A 23,007-nucleotide genomic window follows, 5' to 3' on the forward strand; every position below is an offset into this window, starting at 1 on the left:
CCAGACCCAGGACGATGACGTCGTAGCTCCCCGCGCTGCAGTCACTCAATTGTTCACTCCGATCAGACCTTTGACACGTGCTCCCTCTGGGTCGACCAGCACCGGTTCGGTGATGTCGAAGTCGAGGAGCTCCCCGAAGTACTCCACGGCGACGGTGTCTCCGACAGACAGGTGCGGCGCCAGTCGGGCATAGCAGATCGTCCGGCCCACCAAGGCGGAGAATGCAGCCGAGGTGACGAAGCCGACCACCTGACCGGTCGCGGTCACCGGCTCGCCGCCCATGACGATCGCCTGTGGGTCTCGAGCGACGAGGGTGTGGAGCTTCGAGCGCACCACCCTCGCCTCGAGCGCGTGCCTGCCGAGGAAGTCGTGCTTCTTTCCCACCGCGAAGGACAACCCTGCTTCCTCGGGAGACATCTCGGCATCCACGTCGGTGCCCCAGGCGCGGTAACCCTTTTCCAGGCGCAACACGTCCAGCGCCCCGCGCCCCGCCCACACCGCACCTAGTGGTTCTCCCGCGTCTGCCAATGTGTCCCACAACAATTCGCCGTGGGCAGCGTCGGCGTATATCTCCCAACCCAGCTCACCGACGTAGGAGATACGCATCATGGTCACCGGAATGCCGCCGATGATCGCGCGGGCAGCCTGGTAGTAGCCGAGTGTGGTGTCGTACAGATCGATCGAGCACAGAGGCGCCACCAGTTCGCGGGCCAGCGGCCCCCATACACCCACGCAACAGGTGGCGGCGGTGATGTCGGTTACGGTGACGTCGGCATCGGCTCGATGCCGTTGCAGCCAGTCGATGTCCATCGGTCCGTTGATACCGAGTTGAAAGGTGTTCTCGCCCAGCCTGGCAACCGTCACATCACTGCGGACACCGCCGGACTCGTCCAGGAGCAGCGCGTAGATCACCGTCCCGATCGGTCGCCGCACCGTGCGGGTCAGCATCCTGTCGAGGAAGTTCGTGGCGTCGGCACCCGTGACCTCGATCCGCATGAGCGACGTCATGTCGTACAAGCCCACCCGGCGGCGGGTTGCGAGAGCTTCGGCCGGCACGATCGGCGACCAGTTCCGGCCGGCCCACCCGTCGTGGGGGTATGTGACGTCACAGTCGACCATGCCCGCGTTGCTCTCGAACCAGGCCGGCCGTTCCCACTCGCGGCCGGTGTGGAACACCGCGCCCGCGTCCACGTGTCTCGCATGGAACGGGCTCCTGGCGAGGCCTCGCTGCACCGAGCGTTGGTCGCGGGGATGAATGATGTCGTACACCTCGACAAAAGCCTGTGCACTCGTGTCGGCCACGTAATCGACCGAAAGCTGCGGAGTGGTGAACCGGGCGAGGTCACAACCATGGAGATCAAGGTCGGGGGTTCCGTCTGTGATCCACCGCGCCATGGTCCTGGCCACACCGGCCGAATGCGTGACCCACACCGCCTCCGCCACCCAGAATCCGGACAGCGCGGGATGTTCGCCCATCATCGGGCCCCCGTCCGGGGTGAACGAGAAGATGCCGTTGAACCCCTCGACCACGCCGACGTCGGCAAGCGCAGGCAGAAGATGCATCGACTCGGTCCAGGCAGGAGCGAAGTCGGTATCGGTGAAGGGCAACATCGAGGGCATCGGCTGGGACGCGGTCAATTCGTCGAGAGAGGTCATGTCCACCGGCATCGGCCGATGCCCGTAGTAGCCGATGCCCATCGCCTCGCCGTGCTGGCGATAGTAGAGGTCGGCGTCCTGATGCCGCAGAATGGGCAGCCTCGCGTCGGCGTGGCCTCGCGCTTGATCACGGTGATCCCGAAGAACAGGCAGTGCGGCGGTTTTCGCGTACTGGTGCCCCATAGGGACCAGGGGTACCCGCAGTCCGACGAGGTTGCCGAGTTCGGCGCCCCAGAACCCGGCACACGAGACCACGACGTCGGCCTCGAACGTGCGCTCGGTGGTGCGGACACCGGTCACCACACCAGCCCGTTGGTTGATCTCGATCACTTGCTGACCGCCGAAGAACGTTGCGCCCCGGTCGATTGCCCGCCGCATCTGCATCCCGATCGCGGCCGGCGCACCGGCCAGGCCATCGGCGGGTGTGTGCAGGCCGCCCAGAACGATGTCTCGGTCGATCAGCGGATGGAGCCGCACGCACTCGTCGACATCGACGACCGCGGCTTCGATTCCCTCGACCTGCGCCCAGCCCGCCTTCCGGTGCAGGTCGGCCAGTCGCTCGGGCGTGGTGGCAACCTCGAGCCCGCCGACAGTGTTGAAACAGAGGCTGTCCGCCGTGTTCAGCGACCTGAGTTTGGTGGCCGTGTAGTGCGCGAACTCCGCCATGGTCCGCGACGGGTTGGTCTGGAACACCAATCCGGGTGCGTGCGAACTGGACCCACCTGTCATCGGCGTCTGACCAGGGGCGAGTGGTCCGCGGTCGAGGACGGTCACCTCCGTGTATCCCAGCGCTGTCAGCTCATCGGCCAAGGCCGATCCGACCACACCCGCACCGATGATCAGAAATCGCGGTTGCACCACCCAGGGACTCCAAACGTTTGCGGCGAGACGGCCCGAGCGTTGCGCATTACGCAACGCGTTCGTGCCCTACGCAACAAATGGTGAAGCCGCGCCAAGCGTGTGTCAAGCGGACAGCCCAATCGGGCAACTCAGCCCGGGAAGCCGAGTCTCCGGCTCACGTCCAGCGCCGCTCCACACAACCGCGGCGAGAACGCATCCATCGCCTCAGGTGTGAGCCGAAAGCTGGGTCCGGAGATACTCAGCGCCGCAATCACATCGCCGGTGTGGTCACGAACCGGCGCAGCGATCGCATTGAGGCCGTCCTCGAGCTCTTCGACCGCGCAGGACCACCCGCGCGCGGAGATCAGTTGCAGCTGCTCGCGCAACTCGGTCAGGTCGGTGACGGTGCGAGGGGTGAACCGCTGGAGTTCGTCACCGAGGGTCTGCCCCAACCGCCCTTCCGGCACGGCGGCGAGGAGGACTTTGCCGCTGGATGTCGCGTGCGCGGGCGAACTCTGCCCGACCCAGGTTCGCAGCGCGATCCCGAGCGGGCCGCTCGCCTCGGTGATGTTGATGGCCCGATCACCTTCCAGGATCGCCAGATTCACCGTCTCCCCGGCCTCGTCGGCAAGTGCCTCACAGATTTCGCGACTCTCTTTGCCCAGATCGCGGGTCGCCATCGTCGCCCCGGCCAACCGCACGATCGTGAAGCCGAGCCGGTACTTGCCACGATCAGACAATTGCTCGACGAACCCCCGCGCCTCGAGGACCGAGACGATCCGGGACACCGTCGACTTGTGGACTCCGAGGGTGTCGGCGATATCCGACACCCCGCCCTGACCCTGGCGGGCAAGGATCTCCAACACCTGGAGGGCGCGGTCCACCGACTGGATCGATGCGGGACGGGTTTCACTCTCGGCTTCAGTCATCGTCGCTCAGCCTAATGCGGTGCTCCCGGGACACCGCCGGAACCGGCCGGTCGGCTTGACTGACGCTCCACCGGATGCGACGCTGTTGCGCATACCGAACTTAGTTGCAACTGACGCAACTCAATGTCGTGAGTTGTACACCGACTTCATCGAGGCTGCCATGACAATCACTCCTGACCAGGCCGTTCATCACTATCTGGTGTCCACTCTCGACGCCCTGCCGGCAGGGGAGGTCGCACGTGTCACTCCCCCGGGTCAACCACCCATCGCCGTGTTCCACACCGAAGACGGGGTGTTCGCGATCGACGACACCTGCACCCACCAGGAGACGTCGCTGGCCGACGGCTGGGTGGAAGGCTGCGCGGTGGAGTGCCCGCTGCACGAAGCCTGCTTCGACCTCCGGACCGGACTGCCGTCGGGACCCCCGGCGAAGATCGCGGTCCGCACTCATCAGACCCTGGTCGAGGACGGCCGGATCTACCTGCAGCTCTCCGGGCACGACGCCGCGTGAGCGCGACCCCGTCGGACACCACGGCCGAACCATCGCTTACAGACCCGTCCACCGCCTCCGTGGCGATCGTCGGGGCCTCGCTTGCCGGTCTGTCGACCGCCCGCGAACTACGCGCACTCGGGCACACCGGCGAGATCACCCTCATCGGGGCGGAGGGCCATCTGCCCTATGACAGGCCGCCGCTGTCGAAAGCTGTTCTGTGCCAGGACGTGACCAGCGCACCCATCGGCCTGACCGACGACGAGGACCTGACCGAGTTCCGGTGGCGCCTGGGGTCGTCGGCGATCGGCATCGACCATCACAAAGCCGGGCACGATGTACTGCTCGACGACGGCACTTCGATCACCGTAGCGACCGTGGTGGTGGCGACCGGCGCTCGGCCGCGCACCCTGATCGGCGCAGACATGGCCGGCGTACACACCCTCAGAACCCTTGACGATGCTCTCGAGCTCCGCGAATCCATGCGGCGCGGCGGTCACATGGTTGTGATCGGCGCCGGTTTCGTCGGATGTGAAGTGGCGTCGAGTGCAACAGCAGCAGGCATGTCGGTGACCATCGTCGAGGCGTCCGAGGCCCCCGGTGCGGCCCTGCTCGGTGCGCGACTGGCGCACTGGCTACACAGCGTGCACGCCAGGCACGGGGTGACCTTGCGTACCGGGACAGCGATCGAGACGATCAACGGAACCGCCCGGGTGGAGTCGGTGACGCTCGCCGACGGCACCGAACTACCGGCAGACACCGTGGTGATCGGAATCGGAGCCCTCCCCAACACCGAGTGGGCTGCCGCATCCGGGATGGCGATCGACCGCGGCTTCCTCACCGACGAACAGTGCGCCACCGCGGTGGCCGGCGTATACGCGGTCGGCGATTGCGCCCGCGTGTACAACCCCATCACGGCTGCCCATGTGCGACAGGAACATTGGGCGGCGGCGCTCGACCACGCACGACGAGCGGCGCGATCGCTGCTGCGCTTGCCTCCACCGAAGTACACGGCGCCGTACTTCTGGTCGGATCAGTATGATCTGAGACTTCAGGTGTGCGGGACCGTACCCGCAGGGCAATCGCCCAGCATCGTCGAAGGCAATCTGGAGTCGGATCGCTTCGTGGCGGTGTACGGCGACGTCGACGAGCCCGTCGCAGTGGTCGCGGCAGGCGGTGGCCGCACTTTCACCCGACTACGCAAACACATCGACCGTTCAGAAGATCGGCGCCGAACCGCGCAGGTGCTCGAACACCAATGACGTTGTCGTCCCGGCCACCTCGGGACGCGAGTTGAGCATCTCCACGAACTGACGAAGCGTCTCGGTGTCGGCTGTGGCCACATGGAGCAAGTAGTCGTCCGTACCCGCGAGGAAGAAAACGTCGATCACCTCGTCGTGTCCACCGATCTCCGCCACGAAGCGACGGATCTGGCCGCGCGCGTCCGATTGCAGACTCACCGCCACCATCGCCCGCAGCGGTCGCCCCACCGCAGCTGGATCGATGTCAGCAAAGAACCCGCGCACCACACCTATGTCGATGAGCCGGCGAATCCGGCCGTGGCAGGTCGAAGCGGCGATGCCCACCTCGGCAGCCAGCGCACTGTTGGACATACGCGCATCGGTTTGCAGCAACGCCAAGATCTTGCGATCGACGTCATCCAACCCGGCCGTCCGCGGTCGAACAATATTCGGCTCAGGTGTCACGCGAACCTCCAAGATCGAAGAATTGTCGGTCCAAGCCGGATTCCAGAGAATTATCGTCACATATATTGCGCAGGAATCGAACAAGTTTCACGCTTGGACCTAACCCAATCACAAGGAGAACGTCATGCGTGTCGGAATCCCACGCGAGATCAAGAACAACGAGTACCGGGTCGCGGTGACCCCGGCAGGAGTGGCCGAACTGACTCGGCGGGGCCACGAGGTCATCATCGAGCAGAACGCCGGCTCCGGTTCGGCCATCTCCGACACCGATTTCAAAGAGGCCGGCGCGCAGATATTGGGCACCGCACAAGCCGTATGGGAGCAGGCCGAACTCCTGCTCAAGGTAAAAGAACCCATCGCACCCGAATACGAGCTGATGCGAGAAGGTCAGGTGCTCTTCACCTACCTGCACCTCGCGGCGAGCAGGGCGTGCACCGACGCCCTGCTCCAATCCGGTACCACTGCCATCGCCTACGAGACCGTGCAGGCCGCGGACGGTTCGCTCCCCCTGCTGGCACCGATGAGCGAGGTCGCCGGTCGGCTGGCCCCGCAAGTCGGCGCGTATCACCTGATGCGGTCGGCCGGCGGACGTGGTGTGTTGATGGGCGGGGTCCCGGGTACCGCCCCCGCCGACGTCGTGGTGATCGGAGGCGGGGTCAGTGGCGTGAACGCCGCAACCATCGCGATGGGTATGGGGGCGACGGTGACCGTTTTCGACCTCGACATCGCCAAGCTCCGAGCGATCGACGCCCGTTTCTCCGGTCGGGTACACACCCGGTACAGCACCGCGCTCGCGCTCGGTGAGGCGGTCAAGAACGCCGATCTCGTGATCGGCGCGGTTCTGGTCCCAGGCGCGAAAGCCCCTGTGCTGGTCTCCAATACGCTGGTGTCGGAGATGAGAGAAGGATCGGTCCTCGTCGACATCGCCATCGACCAGGGTGGATGCTTCGAGGACTCACGACCGACCACGCACGACGACCCGACGTTCATGGTGCACGGCTCGGTGTTCTACTGCGTGGCCAACATGCCGGGCTCGGTCGCCCGGACCTCGACGATGGCGCTCACAGGCGCCACCTTGCCGTACGTACTGAAGCTTGCCGACCTCGGATGGACCGAGGCGCTGCGTCGCGACACCGCACTCGCCAAGGGCTTGAGCACCCACCGCGGTGAGATGCTGTGCCCGCACGTGGCGGCCGATCTCGAGATCCCGCTGGGCACGTCGCCCCTCGACGATTCCGCTCACGCGGGCGGGTCGACGAACTCCCGGACAGACAAGTAGTGCGACATGTTCTCCATCCGCCGCTGGACCGCCGACACCTCTCGCACGGCCTGTCCGACAAGACTGCGGTCCAGCGGTGACAGTCTGGACATGGTGAGCACGTCCGTGGCCCTCTCCCCTCTGTCGAGTTGGGCTACCTGGTAGGTCAGCCGGATCTTCTGCAAGACCTCGAACACCTCGATGAGTGTGTTGGCGTTGTCCTCGGTGAGCATCGGACTACCTGCGGCGGCGCCCAACCGTGCGCGCGTACCCAACTCCGGACTCTGCACGCTCAACGCAGCCCACCGGGCGATGTTGATCACGGGGATCAGGGCGTGGGACTTGATGTCGAATGTTCCACCGCGCCGCGACAACACGTCGCGCATCGAGCGGAGTTTCGCTCGGTACGACAGCGATTCGGCAAGCAGCAGTCGCATGGTGCCAGGATGCGACCGCACGTTGCCGAACACCTCGGACACGGCGGTGACACCCGGATCACCCCAGATGGGCCGGCCATCGAGCAGTAGGGAGGCCAGGATCATGCCTTTGTTGTCCAGGGGCGATACCAGCCACTGCTGGGCCGCCTCCTGCCACTGACTGTGGGTGCGGGAGAACAGTGGCATCTCTGCCGATGCGCCGTTGCTGTCGATGCTGAGCCCGCAGCCGCGCAAGACCTCGCCGACCTCGGCGAACGCTGCGCGATACGCGGCTTTCGACTCCGGGTCGTTCACCGATTCGGCGAACGAGACCGCACTGTCCACGTCAGAACTGAGAACTGGTTCCCGGCGCGCATTGCTGCCGAGCGACAGCCAGGTGAGGGCGGCGGGGTCCAATTCTGGATGCTCACCCAAGACGATCTCGAGGGCACGGCGCACCACGGCATCGGTGACCACCGACAGAACGGCGGTGACCTCGAAGGACGGCCGACCACGTCGCAGCAGATCAGCCACCAGGTATCGCATCCGCTTGCCACGGTCCTGCAGGGTGTCGATCGAGTCGGCACGCGTGATCTGTTCTCGCAGATCAACACTGATACCCGCAGGGGCATTGACGAAGTCACCGGGCAGAACAACTCCCCGGAGCTTACCGCCCGGATCGACCACCGGGACACAGGTCAGATCGTGCTCCAGAATGTTGACGAGTACGTCGGAAGCGGGCGCATTGGTCACCGCGGTGATCGCGGGAAAGGTCATGACCTCGTGCACCGGGGTCCGCAGATCTGCTCCGGTGGCGACCACACGGGCGCGGATGTCGCGGTCGGTCAGCACACCGAAACGACCGTCGCTACAGGGGATCACAATGTACCCGCTGCGATGCTCGGTGATGACGGATGCGGCCTCTCGCACCGTCATCGATCCGGAGCCGACCACCGGGGCCGTGCGGATCAGCTCGTCCACGGTGCCATAGTCGTTGATCGACAACGAGTCGGTGCGTTGCGCGACGGTGAGCTTACGGGCGAGGAACTCGGCGCCCGCCAGGGACGAGAAGACCGCACGCACAGCATGATTGGGGACGCGACAGACCTGGACCGGGCCGGCCGCGATGGCGAGTGGCCCGATCGACGATCCGGTCAACATCGCCGAGTAGCCGAACACCCCGCCCGGCCCGAGGATCTCGTCCGGGCCATCGGGTTTGTGATCGGGCGAGTTCCACAGTTCCACCTGGCCGGCTACGACAACGGCGAGTTCCTCGACCGGCCGGCTGAATCCGTCCATGATCTGGCTACCGGACTCGTGGTGCTCGAGCCGCGACGACGCAGCGATCCGTGCGATCTCCGACTCGTCGAGTGAGTCGAACGGCGGGTAGGCGGCAAGGAACTCCGCGATCTGGACCATTGACTCATCGTGCCAGGCCGGGACCCGATCAGCAGATCAGACCGGTCAGTGACTTCGGCAACTGCCGACGGGAGCGGTATGGGCCCACCACCGCGGCCCCCATGGGCCGGCTCAGCAACTCGCCTGCCACCCGGCTCGTGTCGGCCACGGTGACCCGTTCGATCTTGCGAAGCGTTTGTTCGACGGAGAGCTGTTTGCCGTAGTTGATCTCGCCGCGTCCGTTTCGATGCATCCGGGACTGAGAGTCCTCGAGCCCCAGCACCATGCCGCCGATCAACGAACCCTTGGCGCGCACCAGTTCTTCCTCGGTGATGCCCTCGCGGGGAACCTGGGACAGGATCTCTCCGGTGACGGTGACGACCTCGGCCAGATGGTCGGGAGAACAACCGGCATAGACGGAGAACGCTCCGATGTCGGCAAATGAATCAACCGACGAGTAGACCGAGTACGCCAGACCTCGCGACTCCCGGATCTCCTGGAACAGCCGAGAACTCAGCCCGCCCCCGAGCGCGGTGTTGAGCACGGACAGTGCCCATCGATCCGGATTGCCCCTGCCGGGCGCGCGAACACCGAGGAGGATGTGTACCTGTTCGGTGTCGCGATAGGACAACTCGAGCGATGGCAGGCCACCGATCGTCTTGCTTCCCACACGAATCGGGGCGGGCGCGGCGTCGCCGCCGAGATGACCGGCGAAGGTGGACCGAACTGCGGCGAGAACGTCGGCGTGTGAAACGTTCCCGGCGACCGACAGCACCATCTTGTCGGGTGTGTACCGACGACCGTGAAACGACTTGATCTGCGTTCTGGTCATGTCGGTGATCGATTCCGCCGACCCGATCACCGGCCGTCCGATCGGATGGTCCCCGTACATCGCCGTCATGAACAGATCGGCGAGCAGGTCTTCGGGATCGTCGTCGCGCATCGAGATCTCCTCGAGCACAACGGTCCTCTCCACCTCGACGTCCTCGGCGCGGCAACGACCGCGCAGCACGACGTCACCGACGATGTCGATGGCCGTGGCCAGGTGCTCGTCGAGTACGTGCGCGTAGTAGCAGGTGTGCTCTTTGCCGGTGAAGGCGTTGAGTTCACCCCCGATGGCATCGATCTGCTGCGCCGTACTCGCTGCCGTTCGTGTGGGCGTCGACTTGAACAGCAGATGCTCGAGAAAGTGTGCAGCGCCGGCAACCGACGGCTTCTCGTCACGCGAACCGACCGCCACCCAGAGGCCGACCGATGCGGACCTGACCCCCGGAATGTGTTCGGTGACCACCCGCAGCCCGCCGGGCAGCACGGATCTCCGTACTGCCCGGTGGCTTGCGGTCGACGCGGACTTCGGCCGCGAGGAGGTCAAACCTGTTGCGTTGCTCAGGCGTTCGCCTCCGAGACGGGCTCCGCCTCAGCCGGGGCCGAAGCCGCGTCGTCGTCGACGGGGACGAGGCTGATCTTGCCGCGGTCATCGATGTCGGCGATCTCCACGCGGAGCTTCTCGCCCACGTTGACCACGTCCTCGACCTTGCCGATGCGCTTGCCCTTGCCCAGCTTCGAGATGTGCACCAGACCGTCGCGGCCCGGGAGCAGCGACACGAAGGCACCGAAGGTGGTGGTCTTGACCACGGTTCCGAGGAACCGCTCGCCCACCTTGGGCAGCTGCGGGTTGGCGATGGCGTTGATCATGTCGATCGCGGCCTGCGCAGACGGACCATCGGTGGCGCCGACGAACACGGTGCCGTCGTCCTCGATGGAGATGTTCGCACCGGTCTGCTCGGTGATCGAGTTGATCATCTTGCCCTTGGGCCCGATGACCTCGCCGATCTTGTCGACGGGCACCTTGACCGTGGTCACGCGGGGCGCGTACGGGCTCATCTCATCCGGCTCGTCGATGGCCTCGGCCATCACGTCGAGGATGGTGATGCGGGCGTCCTTGGCCTGGGCGAGCGCTGATGCCAGAACCTTCGACGGGATGCCGTCGAGTTTGGTGTCGAGCTGCAGTGCGGTCACGAAGTCCTTGGTGCCTGCAACCTTGAAGTCCATGTCGCCGAAGGCGTCCTCGGCTCCCAGGATGTCGGTCAGGGCGACGTAGCGGGTCTGGCCGTCGATCTCGTCCGACACCAGGCCCATCGCAATGCCGGCAACCGGAGCACGCAGGGGCACGCCGGCGTTGAGCAGCGACATCGTGGAGGCGCACACCGAGCCCATCGACGTAGAGCCGTTGGAGCTCAAGGCCTCAGACACCTGACGGATCGCGTACGGGAACTCGGCGACGCTCGGCAAAACCGGCATCAGGGCGCGCTCGGCGAGTGCGCCGTGGCCGATCTCGCGACGCTTGGGTGAACCCACCCGGCCGGTCTCACCGGTCGAGTACGGCGGGAAGTTGTAGTGGTGCATGTATCGCTTGCTGGTCTCGGGCCCGAGGGAGTCGACCTGCTGCGCCATCTTCACCATGTCGAGGGTGGTGACGCCCATGATCTGGGTTTCGCCACGCTCGAACAGGGCACTGCCGTGTGCGCGAGGAATGATGGCGACCTCGGCAGACAGCGAGCGGATGTCGGTGACACCGCGACCGTCGATCCGGAAGTGGTCGGTGAGGATGCGTCCTCGTACCAGCTTCTTGGTCAGCGACCGGTATGCGCCGCCGATTTCCTTCTCGCGGCCTTCGAACTGTCCGGCGAGCTGCTCGAGGATCTCACTCTTGAGTTCATCGGTCTTGTCGTCGCGCTCGGCCTTGGCCGCGATGGTCAGGATCTCGGAGAGCTTGGCCGAGCCTGCGGCCTCGACAGCAGCGAAGACGTCGTCCCCGTACGGCGGGAACAGCGGGAAGTCGCCGGTGGGCTTGGCTGCCTCGGCGGCGAGTTTCTGCTGTGCCTCACACAGACGAGCGATGAACGGCTTGGCGGCCTCGAGTCCCTCGGCCACGATGGCTTCGGTGGGCGCCTGCGCGCCGCCCTCGATCAGTTCGATCACGTTGTCGGTGGCCTCGGCCTCGACCATCATGATCGCGACATCGGCGGAGTCACCCTCGCCGGAGACGATTCGGCCTGCTACGACCATGTCGAAGACGGCGCCTTCGAGCTGCTCGACGGTCGGGAAGGCAACCCACTGGCCGGCCTTGTTCTCGTCGGTCGGGATGAGCGCAACCCGCACGCCACCGACCGGCCCGGAGAACGGAAGGCCCGCGATCTGGGTGGACGCCGAGGCGGCGTTGATGGCCACCACGTCGTACAGGTCCTTGGGATCAAGGCTCATGATGGTGACGACGACCTGGATCTCGTTGCGGAGACCGTCGACGAACGACGGGCGCAGCGGACGGTCGATCAGGCGGCAGGTCAGGATCGCGTCGGTGGACGGACGGCCTTCGCGACGGAAGAACGACCCGGGGATGCGGCCGGCCGCATACATTCGCTCTTCGACATCGACCGTCAGCGGGAAGAAGTCGAAATGGTCCTTGGGGTGCTTGCCGGCACTGGTGGCCGACAGCAGCATCGTCTCGTCATCGAGGTAGGCGACAACCGCGCCTGCGGCCTGCTGCGCGAGCCGGCCGGTCTCGAAACGGATGGTGCGGGTGCCGAAGGTGCCGTTGTCGATGACAGCGGTGGCTTCGGTGATCTCGTCGTCGTAGTCGACGGTGTCTGTGATGGTGACGTCAGTCATGTGTTGATGGTTCCTCTCGTCAGGCGTCAGAGATGACGACCTGCTTACGGTCGGTCGACTCGCGGGCGAACACACGCGAGTAGGCCCTGAACCAAGAGGAGGCAATTGCACGTCGCGTGACGGCCATCGATCGAAGCCGCCGGAGAATCGTGTCTCCGGGAGCCACTACCGAGGACCGCTCACCTACTGCAGTGTGTCCGGGCCGCAGATGCCGACCGGGTACTGCCGCGCAAACGGCCGTGATCTTCTTGGTACAAAAGCCAACGCCGAGGATATCACTCGATATCCTCGGCGTTCGCACTCTCGGTGGTGCAGTGACCTGGCGGGCGCCTTTCGGCACCTCCCCGCAGGCCGGGTGGGGCCGTACTAGCGGCGCAGGCCCAGACGCTCGATGAGCGAGCGGTAGCGCTGCACATCGACCTTGGCGACGTACTTGAGCAGACGACGGCGACGGCCGACGAGCAGCAGGAGTCCGCGGCGGCTGTGGTGGTCGTGCTTGTGCTCTTTGAGGTGCTCGGTGAGGTCGGTGATGCGCTTGGTCAGCATCGCGACCTGAGCCTCGGGAGAACCGGTATCGGTCTCGTGCAAGCCGTACTCGGCGAGAATGGTCTTCTTCTGTTCAACGGTCAATGCCACTGGAAACTCCTGAGAATGCTGTCCGCGCGTTGATGGGAGAACTCCGGGTGGTTTTGACCCACCACCGTCGAAGATCTTGGTGCAGCCACCGCGAACCGCAGCACACACCGACTGGTCACTGTACCGGCGCGGCGGTCACCAGGCCAAATCGAGGCCTGGACCCTCGAGTGGGCCGATGCGACTCAGTCCCCTGGATTGGGCCCGGCTGCCAGCACCACACGGGTCTCTTCGACATCGGCTGCGATCTGGTCGATCAGCGACTGCACCGACTCGTACTTGACCTGCCCGCGAATACGTCCGACGAAGTCGACTGCGACGTGCTGGCCATAGAGGTCGGCCTTGGTGTCGAGAACAAACGCCTCGACGGTGCGCGTACGTCCGGAGAACGTCGGGTTGGTCCCGACCGACACGGCCGCCTGGTAACTCTCCCCTGGTTCCACCTGTCCGACAACCGGACCTGCTCCGAGAACGGTGAACCAGGCGGCATACACACCGTCGGCGGGAATGGCCGAGTACATCGGCGGTGCCACATTGGCAGTGGGGAAACCCAGTTCGCGGCCACGTCCGTCACCACGGACGACCACGCCTTCCACCCGATGGGGCCGGCCGAGGGCCTCGGCCGCCGCCGCGACGTCCCCGGCGTCGACACACGAACGGATGTACGTCGAGGAGAACGTCACCGCATGCTCACCCAGCAGGGACACCGCTTGCACACCGAATCCGAACTTCTCGCCGAATGTCCTGAGTACCTCGACGTTGCCCGCAGCCTTCTTCCCGAACGTGAAGTTGTCGCCGACCACGACCTCTTGCGCGTGCAGGCGTTCCACCAGCACTTCATGCGCGAAGTCCTTCGGGGACTGGGCGGCGAGCACGGGAGTGAACGGCATGACGCAGAACACGTCTATGCCTAACTCTTCGGCGAGCTCTGCCCGTCTGGTGAGGGTGGACAACTGGGGAGGGTGACTGCCCGGGCGCACCACTTCGGCGGGATGGGGATCGAACGTCATCAGTACCGCGGGCACTCCACGTTCCTCGGCGGCCTTGGTCGCGGTCGTGATCAACTGCGCGTGACCTCGGTGCACGCCGTCGAAGACGCCGATCGTCACCACACATCTGCCCCAGTCCGCGGGGATATCCTCAAGCCCTCGCCAGCGCAACACGGCACAAGCCTACGACCCCGCCCGCGGGATCGCGACACCGAACTCCCCCTGGCGATCTGACATCTCGTGTTGTCGCGTCCTAAGCTCGACAGGTGCCTCCATCTGATGCTCCCGAAGAAACAGGGAAGGATCTCACCGACTCCGCCGACCAGCGGGGCGTGTCCGAACTGTCCTCGGTGACGCAGGACTACCTGAAAGTGATCTGGACCGGCCAGGAATGGCGACCGGAGAAGATCACCACCAAGATGTTGGCCGAACGCCTCGGCGTGTCACCGTCCACCGCGTCCGAGGCGATCCGCAAGCTCGCCGATCAAGATCTCGTGGTGCACGAGCGCTACGGATCGATCACGCTCACCGAGGCCGGCAGAACGGCCGCGGTGCTGATGGTCCGGCGGCATCGTCTGCTGGAGACATTCCTCGTCCGCGAACTCGGCTACGGATGGGACGAAGTGCACGACGAGGCCGAGGTACTCGAGCACGCCGTGTCCGATCGCTTCTTGTCGAGGCTGGACGCGAAACTCGACTTCCCCACCCGAGATCCCCACGGTGACCCGATACCGCAGGTGGACGGTCGGTGCCGTCGCCATCGGCCCGGGTGCTCGCCGATGTGGACGTGGGCACCGCCGGACGGATCGCTCGCATCGCCGACACCGACCCTGAGATGCTGCGCTACTTCGACTCGGTGGGCATCGCGCTCGACCGCACCATCGCCGTCCGAGAACGTCGCCCGTTTGCCGGCACCATCGAGATCTGTATCGACGGCGGAACCCCGATAGATCTCGGAGACATTGCTGCACGGGCTATTTGGCTCGCCGACTGAAGTGAGTCGAGCTGAACTCGGCCGGGACGGTTCTCAGCGCAACGTCGCCGGCCGGACCACCATCACCGAGCTGGCTCTGCGGCCCTTTTCCTGCAGCAGCGCGATGGTGTGGCCCTCAGGGTCGATGGCCGCGTAGACCCCCTCCATCCCGATCGGCTCGAGCCAGCGCCCCTGACTGATCGACTCGGCTTCCTCCGCGGTGATGTTGCGATGGGCAAAGGCGAATTGCGCTGCTGCATCGATGTCGAGTGACACCGTCGGGTCGTCGGCCAATTCGGCGATCGTGCGCGCCACATCGAGCCCGAACGGACCGACCCTCGTGCGCCGCAGTGCCGTGAGGTGGCCACCCACGCCGAGTTCGGCCCCGAGGTCCCGTGCCAGCGACCGGATGTAGGTCCCCGCCGAGCACTCGACCTGGACACGCACGTCGGTGTAGACCGCGTCGCCGTCCTGGACGGTCTCGATGTCGACGACATCGAATCGCGACACCGTCACCTGCCTGGCCTTGAGTTCGAAGTCGGCGCCTTCACGGACCAGCGCATGTGCGCGCTGACCGTCGACCTTGATGGCACTGACGCGGGCCGGGATCTGGCTGATCTCCCCCGTCAGCGGTTTGACCTCGGTGTGGATGCGCGCGTGGTCGAGGTCGCTCGTGTCGGTGCGGGTGAGAACGCTGCCTTCGGCGTCGTCGGTGTCGGTGGTGGCCCCGAGCCGGATCGTCGCGTCGTACGCCTTGGTGGTCAGCGACAGGAGGCCGAGCATCTTGGTCGCGCGCTCCACCCCGATGACCAGTACGCCTGTGGCCATGGGATCGAGTGTTCCGGCGTGCCCGACGCGCCGTGTCTTGAGCAGCTTGCGGCACGAGGCGACGACGTCGTGGCTGGTGACGCCGGCGGACTTGTCGATGATCATCAGGCCCGCACCGTCAAGGCCTGAATGTGGTGGTCGAGAACTCACGGTCGACTCCTCAATGCACGATCGCGGTGACGATGAGACCGTCCTGGACCAACCAGCGCCCATCGAACCCGAGCAAGGGCCGGCCCCCGTCCACGGTGGCACCGTCCACGAGGAGTTCGGTACGGAAAGTGCCCGTGCCCTCTGCGGTCTGCTCGAACGTGATGTGCGCATCCTCGAAACCGAGCCAACGTTTGGCCAACGGGAACCATGCCTTGTAGGTGGCTTCCTTTGCGCAGAACAGCAGTCGGTCCCAGTGCACGTCCGAGTCCCGGACCGCCAACACTTCTCGCTCGGGCTCGATGCTGACGTGCTCGAGAACTCCCTCGGGGAGGGGCTCGTGCGGTTCGGCATCGATGCCCAGCGAACGGACCTGCATCGCATAGCCCGCGACCGCCGCCCGGTACCCGTCGCAGTGGGTCAGGCTGCCCACGATCTGACGGGGCCACAGCGGTTCACCGTTGTCACCACGCAGGATGGGCACCGGCTCGACACCCAGTCGGCTCAACGCCTCGCGTGCGCAGTTGCGGGTGGTGACGAACTCGCGACGACGTTTGTCCACGGCACGGGCGATCAACGAGGCCTCGGCGGCCATCGGCTCGGCGTCGGCCATCTCGCCGAACGACTCTGCCACTGCGACCCCTGAGGGAAACAGCTTTTCGATCATGGTGTCTCGTCTCGCTTCTGTTCACGCTCGGCGCGGCGCACCTTCACGTCCTCACGTTTCTTGGCCAGCTGCTGGGCGAACTCCTCGGCGCGTTCCTTGTAGTCCGGGGGCAGCTCGAACCGGGCGCCGTGTTCGGGCAGGTGCTCGGGCTGCAACCCGTCATCGGGAACGATCTTGCGCAGCAAGGGATCCGGCAGGCCTCGGCGGCCCCATTCGCGCGGGTAGCCGACCGACACCTCTTCGAACCGCACCCCGTCGTACCAGGTGGTGCGGGGAATGTGCAGGTGTCCGTACACGCTGCACATCGCGTTGTACCGCAGATGCCAGTCGTCGGTGAGTTCACTGCCGCACCACAGGGCGAACTCGGGGTACATCAATGCGTCGGTGGGCTCTCGTCGCAGCGGCCAGTGGTTGATCAGCACTGTGCGCTCGGTGGGGTCGAGTCGGTCGAGCCGGCGGCGAGTCTGTTCGATGCGGGCCCGACTCCAGGCGTCGCGCGTCTGAAACGGCTCGGGCGACAACAGGAACTCGTCCGTGGCCACCACGTTGTTCTCCCGAGCCACAGCCAGGGCCTGCAACTTGTTGACGGTTCCCTTGGGTCGAAAGGTGTAGTCGTACAACAGGAACATCGGCACCACGCGAACCGGCGCGGTCCCGTCACCGGGGTCGAACAGGGGGTAGATGTCCTCGGGTGTGACGACGCCCAGATCGCGGCACATCTGCACCAGGTAGTCGTAGCGTGCGACGCCGAAGATCTGCATGGGATCCTTGGCGGTGGTGTAAAGCTCGTGGTTGCCCGGGGTCCAGATCACGGTCTCGAACCGCGCTTTGAGGCGGCGCAGGGTGTCGGAGATGTCGTCGGTACGTTCGCTGACGTCACCGGCGACGATCAGCCAGTCGCCGTCGTTCTCGGGCCGGATCCGATCGATGATCGATTCGTTCCCGCGGTGCGCGACATGCAGGTCACTGATCGCCCACAGTGTCGCCATGTCGCGTCCTTTCGCCGATGTTCACAGATCTGCCCGTCTCGTCTTCCGCCCCGTCACGCGAGGGTAGTCGAAGGTTCGGGTGGACCCGGTTCAGGGCGCTGGAGTCGCCCGGATGACACCTCGGTCCAACGGCCACCGCGCACTCGCCATGCACCGGTGATCAGCCGCAGCACCATGAACACGACAAGGCCGGTCCAGATACCGGCCAGACCCCAGTCGAACGCCAGGGACAACCAGATGAGCGGCAAGAATCCGATGATTGCCGACAGCAGCGTCGAGGTGCGCAGGAAGGCCGCGTCTGCGCTTCCGAGGAGGATGCCGTCGAGGGCGAAAACGATTCCCGCGATCGGGAGCATCGCGACGAAGAACCACCACGGCGTGGACAGTTCTGCGAGTACCGCGGCGTCGGAGGTGAACACTCGCGGGAAAACAGCGTTGCCCGCGGCGAACATCGCGGCCAGAAGGACCGACACACCCAGCGACCAAGCGATCACGCGGCGCGCGACTCTCCATGCTGCCGGAACCGCACCAGCTCCCAGTGCGGCACCGACCAGGGCCTGGGCCGCTATGGCAAACGAGTCGAGGACGAGGGCGACGAAGTTCCAGAGCTGCAGGACGAGCTGATGGGACGCGACCGCTGCGACGCCGAACCGGCTCGCAACGGCGGCTGCGGACAGGAAACACACCTGAAAGGCGAGGCTGCGCATGATCAGGTCGCGGCCAAGGGTCAGCTGCGCTGCGATGACCGTCCACTGAGGACGCCTGGACACTGTCGATCGATCACCGGGACCGGCGCCCACCGGCTTCCGGCGAGTGACCGCACTGAACTCGCGGAGTACGCGGATCGCGAACAACAGCCCGGCCAGACTCTGACCGATGACGTTGGCGATCGCGCTGCCCACGAGCCCCAGGTGCGGCGCACCGAGCAGTCCGTGCACCAGAATCGGACACAGGATTGCCGAAAGTCCCAGTCCGGCAACCACGTACAGAATGGGGCGCCGGGTGTCCTGCACGCCGCGCATCCAGCCGTTACCGGCCATCGACAGCAGGATCAATGGCACCCCACAGACCGCGATGCGTAGCCAGTCGACGGCCTCGGCGGCCACGTCACCACCGCCGGTGAGCACTTCGAGGATCCAGGGCGCGGCCACCTGCATGACCGCCACGATGATCGCACCCACTGCCAGCGCGATCCACGTGGCCTGCAACCCCTCGCCCACCGCGCCTGCCCGGTCGCCGGCGCCGAACTTCTGCGCAGCCCGGGCCGTCGTGCCGTACGACAGGAACGTGAGCTGGGTACTGACAACAGACAAGACCAGCACCCCGACACCGAGCGCCGCGAGGTCGAGACCACCGAGCCTGCCGACAACGGCCAGATCGAGCATCAGGTACAACGGCTCGGCCACGAGAACAACCAGGGCCGAGGCCGACAACCGCAGAATTCGGCTGTTGGTGGGAGTGAACTCTCCGACGGGCGCTTCGGTCACACCGAGCGCAACAACTGCCCGACGACCTCCCCGGCCGTTCCGGTGGCGCCGTATCCCGCTGCGAGCCGATGACCGCCGCCGCCGTGTATCAGAGCCAGCGGGACGAGGTCGACGTCCGACTTGGCACGCATCGACACCGTCCACTGACCCGGCGAGGCCTCTTTGAACACAACCGCGACCTCGGCTTCGGAGGTGGTGCGCACGATGTCCACCACACTCTCGCTCTCCTCCCAGCCGAGCGCTGCGGTCGACTCGTGGTCGACCACGGCGTACACCAGACCGCGTCCGGCAAACGCGTGGGGAACCAGCTCCGCCGAGTCGAGGGCGGCGGCAACCATCGTCAGCCACGCGAACCGGTGGGTGTCGAGAAGTCGCCGAGTCCATCTCCGGCCGTCGACGCCCAATTCGAGCAACCGAGCGGCGATCCTGTGTGATCGGGGGCTCGCCCACTTGAACGACCCGGTGTCGGTGACCACGCCGGCATAGAGACAGGTGGCGACCTCGACGTCGAGCGGCACCTCGAGCGCATCGATGATCTCGAGAACGAGTTCGGCCGTGCAGTCGGCAGTGGGATCAACGAAGTTGATGGTGCCGAAGCCGTCGTTGGACGCGTGGTGGTCGATCACCACCGATGACTGCGCCGCCTCCACGACGGCGGCCAGCGATTCCAGACGATGAATGCTGGCGCAGTCCACGGTCACCACGACGGGGTGGCCGACCACCTCGCCCGGCTCGACAAGCGTGTCCGCGCCGGGCAATTCGGCCAGCGCCGCAGGTAGCGTCGTCGAATCGGGGAAGCTCACCTCCACACGGTGCCTCGGCGTCGCAGTGCTCCGGCTATGGCAAGGCCGCTGCCGATGGTGTCGGCGTCAGGTCGCGTATGACAGAGGACGGTGACGTGCTCGGCAGCTGCCAGCACGTCGACGATCGACCGCAGCGCGGAGGTGGCCGCCGTTTCGGTGGTGTTCACCTTTCGCCGGCACCCGCAGTACCCGCACCTTCGTCGCCGGGATCACCATCGGCCCGAGCCGGTTCTTTGTAGGGATCCGGATCGCCGGCCGGGGCGGCATCGCGGGCCAGCCGGGCGACTTCCTCGTCCTGCTGGCGAGCGCGCTCCAGTAGTTCTTCGAGATCACGGGCGGTGTCGGGCACCTTGTCCAACACAAAGCTCAGTGTCGGGGTGAAGCGGACGCCTGTTCCGGCTCCGACCTTCGACCGCAGGATGCCGGTCGCCTTGGCCAGACCGGCTGCCGCCGCCGCGTAATCGGGTTCTTCGTCGAGCGACGGACCCATCACCGTGTAGAAAATTGTTGCATCGTGTAGATCGCCGGTCACCTTCGCGTCCGTGACGGTGATGTAGGCCAGCCGGGGATCCTTGATCTCCTTGGCGATGGCCGTGGCGACAATCGATGAGATCCGCTTCGCCAACCGCTGTGCCCGTGCGGGGTCTGCCATGGGACCTCACTCCTTTTTGTTCTCAGACCGGCCCGTGAGCCGAAAATTCTTTTCGAGTAATTGTGCTGCAGTGAGCTCAGTCGTCCTCGCTGCTGCGAATTCTGCGCCGGACGGACAACACTTCGACCTCGGGCCGCTGCATGACCAGATCTTCACTGGCATCGAGTATTTCACCGATGTGCCGGGAATCGGTGGCAACTGCCGCGACCCCGATCCGCGCCCTGCGGTGCAGATCGTGGTCGTCGACCTCGGCGACCGAAACCCGCAGACGCGCCAGTGATGCGACGATGGGCCGCACCACTGAGCGCTTCTGCTTCAGGGACCGGACGTCTCCGAGCAGTAGGTCGATCTCCAGGGAGCCGACAAACATGACGTCCTGGTCCGGGATTACTCCCGGGCCTTCTCCCGCAACTCGTAGGTCTCGATGACGTCGTCGACCTTGATGTCCGTCGCCGTTGTCATTCGCGTGCCTTCTCCCGCAACTCGTACGTCTCGATGACGTCGTCGACCTTGATGTCGTTGTACGTGATCGTGAGACCGCATTCGTAGCCGTCGCGGACCTCGGTGACATCGTCCTTCTCGCGCTTGAGTGAGGAGATGGTGAGGTTCTCGGCGATCACGACGTTGTCGCGCAGCAGACGGGCCTTGGCGTTCCGGCGCATGATGCCCGATGTGACCAGACAACCCGCGATGTTGCCGACCTTCGACGAACGGAAGATCGCACGGATGTCGGCCCGACCCAGTTCGACCTCTTCGTAGATCGGCTTGAGCATGCCCTTGAGCGCGCTCTGGATCTCGTCGATGGCCTGGTAGATCACCGAGTAGTACCGGATGTCGACACCCTCGCGGTTCGCGAGTTCGGTTGCCTTGCCCTCGGCACGGACGTTGAACCCGATGATGATCGCGTTCGATGCCGACGCCAGGTTCACGTTGGTCTCGGTGACGCCACCAACACCGCGGTCGATGACCCGCAACTGCACCTCGTCGTCGATCTCGATACCGAGCAGCGCTTCTTCGAGCGCTTCCACGGTTCCCGAGTTGTCGCCCTTGAGGATCAGGTTCAGCTGCGAAGTCTCCTTCAGAGCCGAATCAAGATCTTCCAGGCTGATCCGCTTACGGCTGCGTGCGGCCAGCGCATTGCGCTTGCGCGCATTGCGGCGATCGGCGATCTGGCGGGCGATGCGGTCTTCGTCGACGACCAACAGGTTGTCGCCTGCACCGGGCACCGAGGTGAAACCGATGACCTGGACCGGGCGCGACGGCAGAGCCGCCGTGACATCGGCGCCGTGCTCGTCGACCATCCGTCGGACACGTCCGTAGGCGTCTCCGGCGACGATCGAGTCGCCGACCTTGAGCGTTCCGCGCTGCACGAGCACGGTTGCCACCGGGCCGCGGCCGCGGTCGAGGTGGGCCTCGATGGCCACACCCTGCGCGTCCATGTCCGGGTTCGCCCTCAGGTCGAGTGAGGCATCCGCGGTCAACAGAACTGCTTCGAGCAGCGCGTCGATGTTGGTGCCCTGCTTGGCGGAGATGTCGACGAACATGGTGTCGCCGCCGAAGTCCTCGGCAACCAGACCGTATTCGGTGAGCTGAGCGCGGATCTTCTGCGGATCAGCACCTTCCTTGTCGATCTTGTTGACCGCCACGACGATCGGCACGTCGGCCGCCTGTGCGTGGTTGATCGCCTCGACCGTCTGCGGCATGACACCGTCGTCGGCCGCGACCACGAGGATCGCGATGTCGGTGGCCTTGGCACCACGGGCACGCATGGCGGTGAACGCCTCGTGACCCGGGGTGTCGATGAAGGTGACCAGACGCTCGTTGCCGTCCAGTTCGGTGAGGACCTGGTAGGCACCGATGTGCTGGGTGATGCCACCGGCCTCGCCTTCGCGGACCTTCTCGTTACGGATCGTGTCGAGCAGTCGCGTCTTACCGTGGTCGACGTGACCCATGACGGTCACCACCGGCGGACGTTGCTCTAGGTCGTCCTCGCCACCGGCATCTTCGCCGTAGGTGAGGTCGAAGGAGTCGAGCAGCTCGCGATCTTCGTCTTCAGGACTGACGACCTGCACGACGTAGTTCATCTCGCCGCCGAGCAGCTCGAGCGTCTCGTCGTTCACCGATTCGGTGGCCGTGACCATCTCACCGAGATTGAAGAGCGCCTGCACCAGTGCTGCCGGGTTCGCGTCGATCTTGTCGGCGAAGTCGGACAGCGATGCACCGCGAGCAAGGCGAATGGTCTCGCCGTTGCCACGTGGCAACCGCACGCCGCCGACTGCGGGAGCCTGCATGCTCTCGTACTCGGCGCGTTTCGCCCGCTTCGACTTGCGACCACGACGGACTGCACCGCCGGGGCGACCGAAGGCACCGGCTGCGCCGCCACCTCGTCCACGACCGCCACCACCTGGGCGTCCGCGGAACCCACCGGGAGGACCACCGGGAGCACCTGTCGGGGCTCCGCCGCCACCGCCGCCGGG

18 protein-coding genes and 2 pseudogenes are annotated in these 23,007 nt (G+C 65.5%); 4 read left to right on the forward strand and 16 right to left on the reverse strand.

The features are described from left to right. Positions 1-45: 45 nt before the first annotated feature. Together W823_RS46790 and W823_RS46795 are read right to left on the reverse strand one after the other, a co-directional pair. A complete protein-coding gene (locus tag W823_RS46790) occupies positions 46-2,514 on the reverse strand; it encodes an FAD-dependent oxidoreductase (protein ID WP_031332617.1) in 2,469 nt (822 codons plus the stop codon). Between the two features lie 131 nt (positions 2,515-2,645). Further along, positions 2,646-3,425, reverse strand: coding sequence for an IclR family transcriptional regulator (locus W823_RS46795; RefSeq protein WP_023959727.1), 780 nt, complete (start codon positions 3,423-3,425; stop codon positions 2,646-2,648). 160 nt (positions 3,426-3,585) lie between these two features. Between W823_RS46795 and W823_RS46800 the strand changes: the two genes are divergently transcribed. Next, positions 3,586-3,936 carry a bifunctional 3-phenylpropionate/cinnamic acid dioxygenase ferredoxin subunit gene (locus W823_RS46800; protein ID WP_051406579.1) on the forward strand — a complete coding sequence of 117 codons (351 nt, stop codon included), beginning with the start codon at positions 3,586-3,588 and terminating at the stop codon, positions 3,934-3,936. Then, entirely contained in the window at positions 3,933-5,177 is a 1,245-nt protein-coding gene (locus tag W823_RS46805) for an NAD(P)/FAD-dependent oxidoreductase (RefSeq protein ID WP_023959729.1), read from the forward strand. Before W823_RS46800 ends, W823_RS46805 begins: the two co-directional genes overlap by 4 nt. Here the strand turns inward: W823_RS46805 and W823_RS46810 are convergent. Next, the gene (locus W823_RS46810) at positions 5,133-5,621 is read right to left on the reverse strand and encodes an Lrp/AsnC family transcriptional regulator (RefSeq protein WP_051406566.1); all 489 of its coding nucleotides are present in this window, start codon (positions 5,619-5,621) and stop codon (positions 5,133-5,135) included. The genes W823_RS46805 and W823_RS46810 overlap by 45 nt on opposite strands. 124 nt (positions 5,622-5,745) lie before the next feature. On the opposite strand from W823_RS46810, the gene ald reads away from it, so the two are divergent. Further along, the gene (ald, locus tag W823_RS46815; protein WP_023959731.1) at positions 5,746-6,900 is read left to right on the forward strand and encodes an alanine dehydrogenase; all 1,155 of its coding nucleotides are present in this window, start codon (positions 5,746-5,748) and stop codon (positions 6,898-6,900) included. On the opposite strand, the gene W823_RS46820 is transcribed toward ald, so the two are convergent. The 5 genes from W823_RS46820 to W823_RS46840 form a co-directional block, all read right to left on the reverse strand. Then, the gene (locus W823_RS46820) at positions 6,861-8,714 is read right to left on the reverse strand and encodes a putative nucleotidyltransferase substrate binding domain-containing protein (protein WP_023959733.1); all 1,854 of its coding nucleotides are present in this window, start codon (positions 8,712-8,714) and stop codon (positions 6,861-6,863) included. The genes ald and W823_RS46820 overlap by 40 nt on opposite strands. Before the next feature lie 28 nt (positions 8,715-8,742). Then, the gene (locus W823_RS46825) at positions 8,743-10,065 is read right to left on the reverse strand and encodes a pitrilysin family protein (protein ID WP_051406567.1); all 1,323 of its coding nucleotides are present in this window, start codon (positions 10,063-10,065) and stop codon (positions 8,743-8,745) included. A gap of 14 nt (positions 10,066-10,079) precedes the next feature. Further along, the gene (locus W823_RS46830; protein WP_023959736.1) at positions 10,080-12,362 is read right to left on the reverse strand and encodes a polyribonucleotide nucleotidyltransferase; all 2,283 of its coding nucleotides are present in this window, start codon (positions 12,360-12,362) and stop codon (positions 10,080-10,082) included. A 366-nt stretch (positions 12,363-12,728) separates the two neighbouring features. Continuing rightward, positions 12,729-12,998 carry a 30S ribosomal protein S15 gene (rpsO, locus tag W823_RS46835; protein ID WP_023959738.1) on the reverse strand — a complete coding sequence of 90 codons (270 nt, stop codon included), beginning with the start codon at positions 12,996-12,998 and terminating at the stop codon, positions 12,729-12,731. Between the two features lie 182 nt (positions 12,999-13,180). Beyond that, entirely contained in the window at positions 13,181-14,158 is a 978-nt protein-coding gene (locus W823_RS46840; RefSeq protein WP_081729808.1) for a bifunctional riboflavin kinase/FAD synthetase, read from the reverse strand. 158 nt (positions 14,159-14,316) lie between these two features. On the opposite strand from W823_RS46840, the pseudogene W823_RS46845 reads away from it, so the two are divergent. After that, positions 14,317-14,978, forward strand: a pseudogene (locus W823_RS46845) (metal-dependent transcriptional regulator). A gap of 33 nt (positions 14,979-15,011) precedes the next feature. Here W823_RS46845 and truB read toward each other — a convergent pair. The 8 genes and pseudogenes from truB to infB all read right to left on the reverse strand — a co-directional run. Continuing rightward, positions 15,012-15,935, reverse strand: a complete 924-nt coding sequence (truB, locus tag W823_RS46850) for a tRNA pseudouridine(55) synthase TruB (protein WP_023959747.1) — start codon at positions 15,933-15,935, stop codon at positions 15,012-15,014. Positions 15,936-15,945: 10 nt separating this feature from the next. Continuing rightward, positions 15,946-16,599: a 4'-phosphopantetheinyl transferase gene (locus W823_RS46855; RefSeq protein ID WP_023959749.1), complete on the reverse strand. Its 654-nt coding sequence runs from the start codon at positions 16,597-16,599 to the stop codon at positions 15,946-15,948. Continuing rightward, the gene (locus W823_RS46860; RefSeq protein ID WP_023959750.1) at positions 16,596-17,588 is read right to left on the reverse strand and encodes a metallophosphoesterase; all 993 of its coding nucleotides are present in this window, start codon (positions 17,586-17,588) and stop codon (positions 16,596-16,598) included. The genes W823_RS46855 and W823_RS46860 overlap by 4 nt, the downstream gene beginning before the upstream one ends. A gap of 53 nt (positions 17,589-17,641) precedes the next feature. Further along, positions 17,642-19,075 carry an MATE family efflux transporter gene (locus W823_RS46865; RefSeq protein ID WP_023959752.1) on the reverse strand — a complete coding sequence of 478 codons (1,434 nt, stop codon included), beginning with the start codon at positions 19,073-19,075 and terminating at the stop codon, positions 17,642-17,644. Beyond that, positions 19,072-20,045, reverse strand: a pseudogene (locus W823_RS58925) (bifunctional oligoribonuclease/PAP phosphatase NrnA). Before W823_RS58925 ends, W823_RS46865 begins: the two are co-directional and overlap by 4 nt. Continuing rightward, the gene (gene rbfA, locus W823_RS46875; RefSeq protein WP_023959754.1) at positions 20,042-20,530 is read right to left on the reverse strand and encodes a 30S ribosome-binding factor RbfA; all 489 of its coding nucleotides are present in this window, start codon (positions 20,528-20,530) and stop codon (positions 20,042-20,044) included. The pseudogene W823_RS58925 and the gene rbfA overlap by 4 nt, the downstream one beginning before the upstream one ends. Positions 20,531-20,606: 76 nt before the next feature. Beyond that, entirely contained in the window at positions 20,607-20,900 is a 294-nt protein-coding gene (locus W823_RS46880) for a DUF503 domain-containing protein (RefSeq protein WP_023959756.1), read from the reverse strand. 88 nt (positions 20,901-20,988) lie between these two features. Further along, positions 20,989-23,007: translation initiation factor IF-2 (gene infB, locus W823_RS46885; RefSeq protein ID WP_023959758.1), on the reverse strand; the 2,019-nt coding region annotated here is incomplete at its 5' end.

The organism is Williamsia sp. D3, assembly GCF_000506245.1.
Taxonomy (GTDB): domain Bacteria; phylum Actinomycetota; class Actinomycetes; order Mycobacteriales; family Mycobacteriaceae; genus Williamsia; species Williamsia muralis.